The 8,505-nt window shown below is 72.6% G+C and carries 5 protein-coding genes and 1 pseudogene; 4 read left to right on the top strand and 2 right to left on the bottom strand.

Going from position 1 to position 8,505, the window contains the following annotated elements:
* Positions 1-1,620 (top strand): annotated as a pseudogene (locus VFZ20_RS03080) (hypothetical protein); the annotation flags it as partial.
* A 174-nt stretch (positions 1,621-1,794) separates the two neighbouring features.
* Complete coding sequence (locus VFZ20_RS03075) at positions 1,795-4,008, top strand: hypothetical protein (protein WP_329682356.1); 2,214 nt, start codon at positions 1,795-1,797, stop codon at positions 4,006-4,008.
* 114 nt (positions 4,009-4,122) lie between these two features.
* Here the strand turns inward: VFZ20_RS03075 and VFZ20_RS03070 are convergent, their stop codons facing one another.
* Both VFZ20_RS03070 and VFZ20_RS03065 read right to left on the bottom strand, forming a co-directional pair.
* On the bottom strand, positions 4,123-4,356 hold the full coding sequence (locus VFZ20_RS03070; protein ID WP_329682355.1) for an amphi-Trp domain-containing protein: 234 nt from the start codon (positions 4,354-4,356) through the stop codon (positions 4,123-4,125).
* 147 nt (positions 4,357-4,503) lie between these two features.
* On the bottom strand, positions 4,504-4,656 hold the full coding sequence (locus tag VFZ20_RS03065) for a hypothetical protein (RefSeq protein WP_329682354.1): 153 nt from the start codon (positions 4,654-4,656) through the stop codon (positions 4,504-4,506).
* Positions 4,657-4,953: 297 nt separating this feature from the next.
* Here VFZ20_RS03065 and VFZ20_RS03060 point away from each other — a divergent pair, with 297 nt between their 5' ends.
* Together VFZ20_RS03060 and VFZ20_RS03055 are read left to right on the top strand one after the other, a co-directional pair.
* Complete coding sequence (locus tag VFZ20_RS03060) at positions 4,954-6,498, top strand: flavin-containing monooxygenase (RefSeq protein WP_329682353.1); 1,545 nt, start codon at positions 4,954-4,956, stop codon at positions 6,496-6,498.
* Between the two features lie 602 nt (positions 6,499-7,100).
* The gene (locus VFZ20_RS03055) at positions 7,101-8,186 is read left to right on the top strand and encodes a glycoside hydrolase family 3 N-terminal domain-containing protein (RefSeq protein WP_329682352.1); all 1,086 of its coding nucleotides are present in this window, start codon (positions 7,101-7,103) and stop codon (positions 8,184-8,186) included.
* The last annotated feature ends 319 nt before the right edge of the window (positions 8,187-8,505 follow it).

Below are 8,505 nucleotides of genomic sequence, written 5' to 3'. Positions count from 1 at the left end.
CTCATCAACGCCTACGAATCGCGCCGCACGGAGATGGAGGCCCTGGCCGACGCGGGGCTGGAGGTGGCCCGCGCCCGGCTGAACGCCGACCGGGACCTGTACCCCGACGAGGGCTACAAGACGCTGGAGAACGGCCAGGCGCTCGTGGACGCCGCCGGCGCGGGCATCCCCGGCGTAAAGCGCTACGTGTACGCGGGTCCCGTGGGACAGACGTCGGGGCAGTTCGGCGTGTTCGGGAGCATCATCTCCGTCGTGGAGTCGGGGAACACGCGCGTGGTGCGCCGGGGCGACATCGCCCAGGCGAGCTTTGCCCGGTTCGCGTACTTCACCGACGTGGAGCCCAGCAACATCGCCTTTGGCGGCGGCGACATGGTTTCCGGGCCCGTGCACAGCAACGACGTCATCAAGATCTACAACTCCGGCGCCAGCTTTCGCGGCCCCGGCAGCGTCACCACGGCCCGCACCATCAGCGGGCGCCAGTACGCCACCTTCTCCGAGGGCTACCAGGAGAACGTCCCGCGCATTCCCCTGCCCACCCTGGCGGACCTGACCAAGCTGCGCGGCTACGCCGAGCAGGGCGGCGCGGCGTTCACGGCGCCCAGCGGCGGCACGGCGTTCGAGGCGCGCATGCGCATCGAGTTCCTGACCATCGACCTCAACGGCGACGGGCGGCACGACGGCGACGAGGAGGGCTTCTTTCGCGTGTACCGCGGCACGGGCGCCACCTGGTGGGTCACGGCGTCGCGCAACGGCAACGGCTGGCCCGCCAGCGAGAACTGCGGGGTGTGGACCAACGACAGCACGTTCGTGCTGGCGCGCGACCTGGGCGGCAACACCAGCTACAAGATCAACGCCCTGCGCAACACGAACGTGGCCAAGTGCTACCTGGGCGGCTCGGACTCGCTCACCAACGGCTTCGTGCCGTCGCAGAACAACCGGGGCGACTGGGTGCGGCGGGGCTTTGCCCTGAACGGCAACCTCCCCCAGGCCCTGCGCGACCGCGACGACCTGGACTTCCTGTTCCCCCTGGGCCACGGGCTCAACCCCAACTTCAAGGGGGTCATCCACGTGACGGGGCGCGTCGCCATCAGCGGGGTGCTGCGCGGACGGGTGACGCTGGCGGCCACGGACCGCATCATCATCGCCGACGACATCGTGTACGTGAGCGAGGGCAACAGCTGCGAGGACATCCTGGGCCTCTTTGGCGGCGCGGACATCTCCGTGGCCGACAACCTGCTCAACTCGCCGCAGTCCACGGCCAACGGCGAGCCGTTCCGCAGCTACGACAGCACGCCCAGCGAGTTCATCAACGGGGTCATCCTCACGCTGAACACCTTCAACGTGGAGAACTACGACGGGGGCCCCAACGCGGAGCGCTGCCAGAACGAGGTGTTCGGGCGGGGGTGCCTGTTCCTTACGGGCGGCATCATCCAGCGCACGCGCGGCGCCGTGGGCACGTCGGGGGGCACGGGCTACCTCAAGCGGTACACGTACGACGCCTGCGCCGCGTCGGCCCCGCCGCCGTACTTTCCCACGACGGGGCACTTCGACCGCAGCAGCTACTACGAGGTGAACCCCGTGGGCTTCTCGGTGAGCACCTTCTTCGAGGACCGCCAGTGACGCGCTGACGTCACGAGTCACGAGCCCAACCGATCATCTCACGCAGAGGGAGCAGGGGCAGCAGAGTACTTCGTCGCGCGATGACGTACCCTGCTGCCTCTGCTCCCTCTGCGTGAGAATCCTTTTTTGTCGTCCTGCCTGGAACCGGACCCGGCGCCGGTCGTAGTAGCAGGCATGCGCCGCAGATCCCTTTCCCCCGCCTCGCTCCTCGTCCTGCTGCTCTGCGTGATCGCGGCGTGCGGGAAGCCGGAGCGCGCGCCGGAGCCCACGGCGGCGGACGTGGAGCTGGCGCGGGCGTGGGCCGGCGTGCGCGCGCTGGCGGCGAGGGACTCGGCGGCGCTCACGGACGCGGAGGTCGTCACGCTGGGCTACGTGGAGCGGCTGCGGCTGGGGCTGGGCAGCCCGTTCCGGCTGATGGACTACGCGCTGCAGGACCCCAGGCTGGACCCCGCCGCCCGCCACCGCACGGCCCTGGCCCTGCTGCAGGCCACGCGCGAAGGGCGCGCGTACGCCGTGGACCCGCGCGCCCTGTCGCTCATGGGCGTGGACAGCGCCGGCCGCGCGGCGGCCACGGCGCGGATGCACCTGGACCTCGTGGACGGCGCCGTGGCGGGCGCGCCGGACCCGCGCGACGGCGAGCTGGCCGTCCGCGCGGCGTACCAGCTGGCCGCCGCGGAGCACCTGGTGACGTCGCAGTCGCCCGTGCTGGCGGCGCAGGCGGCGGCCCTGGCGCGGGACCGCGTCCTGGCCCGGCGCGACGCGGAGCGGCTGCTGGCCGCGGCGGACAGCGCCGGGCGGCATCCGCTCCCCCTGCTGCGCGAGTGGCGCGCGGCGCGGCGGTTCGAGGTGGAGGCGCCCACGGGGGCCGCGCGGCCGCCCTACCGCGAGGTGCGCGCGGCGTCGCGGGCCCTGCCCCTGGCCGCCCGCGTACGCGTGGTGGCGACGGGCGGCGGCGCGCCGGAGCGGGAGCGCGTGCCCATCGCGCCCCTGCCGCCCGCCGCCGCGCGCCGGCTGACCATGATCGCGCGGGAGTTCGATCCGCCGCCCAGCGCCCCCATCGCCGTCACGCTGGACCGCTACGGGCCGGAGATGCGCCGCGCGTTCGGCGGATCGGCGGGGCGGCGGCGGGCCGTGGAGCAGTTCCTGGCCCGCGCGCGGACGGAGGAGCGGTTCGCGGCGGAGCTGGCGCGCCTGGCGGACGGGGACGATCCGCATCCCCGCGCGGCGCTGGTGGCCATGGAGGCGGCCGTGGCCCTGCGGGCCTACGCGCAGGAGACGGTGTGGTATCCCGGCTTTGCCGCGCCGCTGGAGGCGGACCTCAAGCGGGCGTACGGGCTGGCGTCGGTGGGGTTCGACGGGGACGTGCCCATCCACTGGCATCCGTTCTACCGGCGGATGCTGGGCGAGTCGCTAGCGGACCTGGAGTCGGTGCTGCCGGGGCTGGACCTGCACGGGCTGTCGTTCCGCTTCGGACGCACGGGGCGCGAAGGGAGCGCCATCGCCCTGCACTACCCGGCGTCGCGCCGCATCCACCTGCCGCCGCAGACGGGCCCGGGCACCATCGCGCACGAGGTGGCGCACGACCTGGACTGGCAGGTGGGCCGCGACCGCTACGGCCGCCGCGGCGCGTACGCCACGGACCTGGCCCTGCACCGGCCGGACGCGGACCACTTCGCCGCCGCCGTCCGCCGCCTGCCCCTGGGCCCCACGGGTCCGCGCAAGGGGCCGGAGGGCGCCGCGCACGACACGCGCCCCGCGGAGGCGTTCGCGCGGCTGTTCGACGGGTTCGTGACGAGCACGCTCGCGTCGCGGGGGCGTGGCAACGGCTACCTGTCGTCGCTGCAGGACGACGTGCTGACGGGGCACGGCACGGCCGTGGCGCCGGACGCGCGGGGCGAGGGCGCCGAGGCCTTTCTCCCCCTGCTGATGGTGGCCTCGCCCTTGACGGAGGGGCAGGCGGCGGAGTTCCGGCTGCGTTGGGGCGCGCGCCGCACGCCGGGCCCCCTGAGCCTGATGGGCGAGGTGGCCGCCGCGGGAGACGACGACGCGTCCGTGCGCCGCGGGCCGTGGCGCAGCCTGGTGGACCTGGCCACGCTGGACGCGGACGTGCGGATGCGGATTGGGGAGGTGGAGGCGGAGCGGGCGCGGGCGCTGCAGACACGGGCGATGCTCGTCTGCGCGAACCCGTTCCTTTCCCCCGTGGCGGAGGGCGAGGCGAGTGTCCGGGCGCTGATCGACGGGGCGGCGGACGCGCGCATCCGGGGCATCCTGCGCCGCTGGGCCCGCGCGCGCGGCGTGGATGCCGATCCCGAGACCCTGCGCGCCGCCTGGCTCACGCCCCCCGCCGAGCCCGATCCTCCGTCGCCCTTCCAGCTTTCCTGCGACTAAAAGTCTCACCGCATCTCACGCAGAGCCGCAGAGGCGCAGAGTACTTCGTTCCGAGATGAAGTACTCTGCGTCCTCTGCGGCTCTGCGTGAGAATGCAGTTGTCGTTGCAGTTCCTCAGTTGGGCTGCTCCGACCAGGTGAGCTGGAACTCGAGCTCGTGGTCGCCGCCCGACTGCTCGTGCTCGATGCTGATCTGCGCATCCGCCGGCACCTTGAGGCGCTGGTTGGCCACCTGGATGGTGAACGGCTGCCGCGCCTCCAGCGCATCCGCCAGGCGGCGCAGCTTCTCCACGAACTGGCCCGTGGAGTACACCTTCTCTACGTCCCGCCCGATCTTCTCGTCGCTCATCGTCCGTTGCAGTCCTCGTGGTCAGGCGCGCGCGGCCGGGGCGGCCCGCGGCGGGTCCAGTCTGCCAGCCCGCACCCGCCGCGCGCAAGAAGCCCCGCGCCTCCCCAGGAGGCGCGGGGCTTTTCAATCATCGTCCCGCGGAGCCGATCAAGGCTCGATGGGGCACGACACGCAGTCGCTCACGTACACGATGCAGTTGGGGTACTCGGTCCCCGTGCCGCCGATCTGCTGGTCCTGCTGGGCGATGGCGGAGGTGGTGACGAACGACTCGACGGTGAGATTCTCGGCGTTCAGGCTCATGGGACGCTGCTCCACGATGGGGATGGATTCCGCCGGGCCGGGACGTGCCGGGATGCCGGCGGACGGGATGTGGGGGAAGTGCGCCGCAACGTACTCCGCATCTCCCGCGCATGCAACTGTTTACGGCGTAAATTATCACTGCCGACTGGACACTGCTGCGCGGATCGTCCCACGGCGCGCGGCCGCCGCTCGTCACGCGCGATCACGTTTCGTCCCACGATCGTCCGAAATGGAATCTCCGCGCGCGTTGCACGGGTAGAGATCCACATCGCTCGTTTCGGACACACGGAGGCAACCATGCGCGCCGGCATCATCGGGGCGGGGCTCAGCGGGCTGGTGACCGCCAGGACCCTGCGGGAGGAAGGATTCGACGTCACGCTGTTCGAGAAGGACGACGAGGTGGGCGGCGTGTGGGCACGCTCGCGCCGCTACCCCGGCCTGCACACGCAGAACCCGCGCGACACCTACGCGTTCTCGGATTTTCCCATGCCGCGGGCGTACCCGGAGTTTCCCCGGGGCGAGCAGGTGCAGGCGTACCTGGCGGCGTACGCGGACCACTTCGGCGTGACGGAGCACGTGCGCCTGTCGACCGTCGTGGAGCACGCCGCGCCCGTGGCGGAGGGATGGACCGTGCGCTCCGTTGCGGCCGACGGCGGACCCGCGCGGACGGAGCGGTTCGACCACCTGGCCATCTGCAACGGCGTCTTCAGCGATCCGCTCCTCCCCGACTTCCCGGGATTGGACGCGTTCCGCGAGGCGGGCGGGACGGTGCTGCACAGCACCTGGTTCTGCGACCCGGCGCTCGTCCGCGGCCGGCGCGTGGTGGTCGTCGGTGGCGCAAAGAGCGCGTGCGACACCGCCATGGCCGCCCTTCCCGACGCGGCGCGGACGACGCTCGTCTTTCGCCACGCCACGTGGAAGATGCCGCGCCGGTTCCTTGGCCTTGTCCCCCTGCGCTACGTGCTGACGACGCGGTTCAGCGAGGCGCTGTTCCGCGCGCGGGAGCCGCGGGGGATCGAGACGGTGCTGCACACCGTGGGCGCGCCGGGCGTGTGGCTGTTCTGGCGCGGCGTGGAGGCCCTGCTGACCGCGACGTACGGCCTGGGCGCGGCGGGGATGGTGCCGGAGGAGCGCATCGAGGACGTCGTGAGCTGCGCGCTCAGCCTGGAGACGGAGGGGATGTACGACGCCGTCCGCGACGGGCGGCTGGACGCGCGGCGGGCGGGGATCCGCGCGCTGCACCCCGGCGAGGTGGAGCTGGACACGGGCGAGCGGCTCCCCGCGGACGTCGTGATCCTGGGCACCGGCTTTCGGCAGGGCGTGCCGTTCCTGGACGAGGACGCGCGGCGGACGGTCCAGGACGCGGACGGCGTCTTTCACCTGTACCGCAACCTCGTTCACCCGGACGTGCCGCGGCTGGCGTTCGTGGGATACAACAGCAGCCTGTACAGCCAGCTGACCTCGGAGATCGGGGCGCGGTGGGTGTCGCGGCTGTGGACCGGCGAGCTGCGGCTGCCCCCGCGCGACGCCATGCTGGACGACGTGCGGGCGCGGTGGGAGTGGCTGCGCGCGCACCGCCCGCAGGGGACGGCGAGCGGCACGTGCGTGATCCCGTTCAACTTTCACTACATCGACGACCTGCTGCGCGACCTGGGTGCCCGCACCGTGCGCCGCCCCCTGAACCGCGTGGCGGAGTGGATGATGCCCGTCGATCCGCGCAACTACGCGGGCCTCAAGGCCGAGCTGGACCGCAACTGCGCGCGGCGGATGCGGGCGGGTGGCGACAGGCGGGTTTCGGGCGGCGCGGCCGGGCATCCGGCGGAGGAGACGGCGGGGATCTGAGCGGAGTGCGGAGGACCGGCGGAACGCGGGGCGCCCCCCATCCCCTGCCCTTCCCCCATAAACGGCATGGGGGAAGGGGGATCACAATCCCTGCACGACGGCGGGCAGTCTGCCGGCCCGCGGAGGGCCCCTGCCGTTTCCCCACAAACCGCGTGCGGGGGAAGGGGATCATCTCATACCGTGCACTACGGCAGGCAGTCTGCCGGCTCGCCGAGGGCCCCCTCCCCCCGGCCCCCTGCCCCCGCTTCGCGGGGGAGGGGGAGAACTGCGGTGCCTGCAGAACTCGCCTTCGTGCGTGATCCCGCCCTCTCGCCAACCCCTCCCTCGAAGTTGGGGGAGGGGTCGCCAGCCGTTGCGAGGAACGAGCAAAAAGGCTGGCGGGGGAGAGGGCCCCGTCGCGAAGCGACGGGCAAACCGTTCTCCGCCCCTACCCTCCCCTCATCCACATCATCGCAGTTGCCCGCTATTCCCTATTCCCTGTTCCCTATTCCCTGCCGTATGGCGTCCGATCTGCGTCCCGCGATATCATGCGCTCGCAACCGGGGACGACGCGCATCACCCATCGCCATCCTCCCCTTCCCTGCTCCACCGACGGACGGACCATGAGCTACGCGGACGCGCGCGAGTTCGGGCGGCACTTCATCATCGGCCTGCGGCCCTCGCCCGTGCTGACGGACGAGGACAAGTACCTGCTCAACCGGCTGCGGCCCGCCGGCATCGTGCTCTTTGCCAGCCACTTTGCCGCGAACGAGGACTACGACCGCTGGCTGCCGCGCCTGCGTCGCCTGCTGCACGACGCGCGCGAGTGCCTGGAGCGCGACGAACTGCTCGTGGCCATCGACCACGAGGGCGGCCGCGTCATCCGCCCGCCGACGCCCATCACGCACTTCGACTACGCGCGCACCTGGGCCGACCGCGCGGCCGCCGTGGGCGCGGCGATGGCGGCGGAGCTGCGCTCGCTGGGCGTGAACCTGGACTTCGCGCCCGTGATGGACGTGGACAGCAACCCCGCCAACCCCGTCATCGGGCCGCGGGCGTTCGCCACGACGCCGGAGGAGGTGAGCGTCGCGGGCACGGCGTTCATCGGCGCGCTGGAAGCGGGCGGCGTGCTGGCGTGCGCCAAGCACTTTCCCGGGCACGGCGACGCGGCGGCGGACTCGCACGAGGCGCTGCCCGTGATCGACGCCACCCTCGACGTGCTGCGCGGCCGCGAGCTCGTGCCGTTCGCGGCGGCCATCCAGGCCGGCGTGCGCGCCATCATGACGGCGCACATCCTCCTCCCCAAGATCGACGAGGAGCACCCGGCCACGCTGTCGGAGCGCATCCTGGGCGGCATCCTGCGCGACGAGCTGGGGTTCGGGGGCGTCGTCTTCACGGACGACGTGGGGATGGGCGCCGTCTCCGAACGCTTCAAGCGGACGGAGAACGCGGCGCGCTTTCTCCTGGCTGGCGGCGACGTGCTCACGCTGGCGGGATCGGGGACGGATACGGGCCGCGCCATCGACCTCGCGCGCGCCCTCGCGCGGGAGGCGGCGGGTGGACGCCTGACGGAGCGCGTGCTGGACGCGTCGCGCGAGCGCATCGACGCGCTCCTCCGCGCGGCCCCGCAACACGAGCCGCAGGCGCTGGATGCGGACGTCTTCGCCGCCCACGCGGACCTCGCGCCCCTCGTCGGCCCCCGCCGCTGACCGGGCGCGAACACCGCGCGGCGCGAGAGCCGGACAGCCGGTCTTCTGAAGCCCTGTTCGCAACGCGCGTCAGCGCGAGACAGGGCTTGTGGCAGTCCCAGCGGCGGGTTTACCCGCTCAGGCTGGGGCCTGGGCGCCATCGGCACGGAATCCGCCTCGCCTCCTCCACCGGTTGACGGACGGGGCGCGGGCGCGAACACCGCGCCGGGCGAGAGCCGGACAGCCGGTCTTCTGAAGCCCTGTTCGCAACGCGCGTCAGCGCGAGACAGGGCTTGTGGCAGTCCCAGCGGCGGGTTTACCCGCTCAGGCTGGGGCCTGG

Origin of the sequence: Longimicrobium sp., from assembly GCF_036280135.1 — a bacterium.
GTDB lineage: Bacteria > Gemmatimonadota > Gemmatimonadetes > Longimicrobiales > Longimicrobiaceae > Longimicrobium.
Note: the sequence above shows the minus strand (reverse complement) of the source record. Positions and strands in the feature narration are given on the sequence as shown.

Excerpts from the sequence above, each read along its gene's own strand:
- VFZ20_RS03060 (WP_329682353.1), top strand. The coding sequence starts at position 4,954 with ATGCGCGCCGGCATCATCGGGGCGGGGCTCAGCGGGCTGGTGACCGCC.
- VFZ20_RS03075 (WP_329682356.1), top strand. The coding sequence starts at position 1,795 with ATGCGCCGCAGATCCCTTTCCCCCGCCTCGCTCCTCGTCCTGCTGCTC.
- VFZ20_RS03065 (WP_329682354.1), bottom strand. The coding sequence starts at position 4,656 with ATGAGCCTGAACGCCGAGAATCTCACCGTCGAGTCGTTCGTCACCACC.
- VFZ20_RS03055 (WP_329682352.1), top strand. The coding sequence starts at position 7,101 with ATGAGCTACGCGGACGCGCGCGAGTTCGGGCGGCACTTCATCATCGGC.
- VFZ20_RS03070 (WP_329682355.1), bottom strand. The coding sequence starts at position 4,356 with ATGAGCGACGAGAAGATCGGGCGGGACGTAGAGAAGGTGTACTCCACG.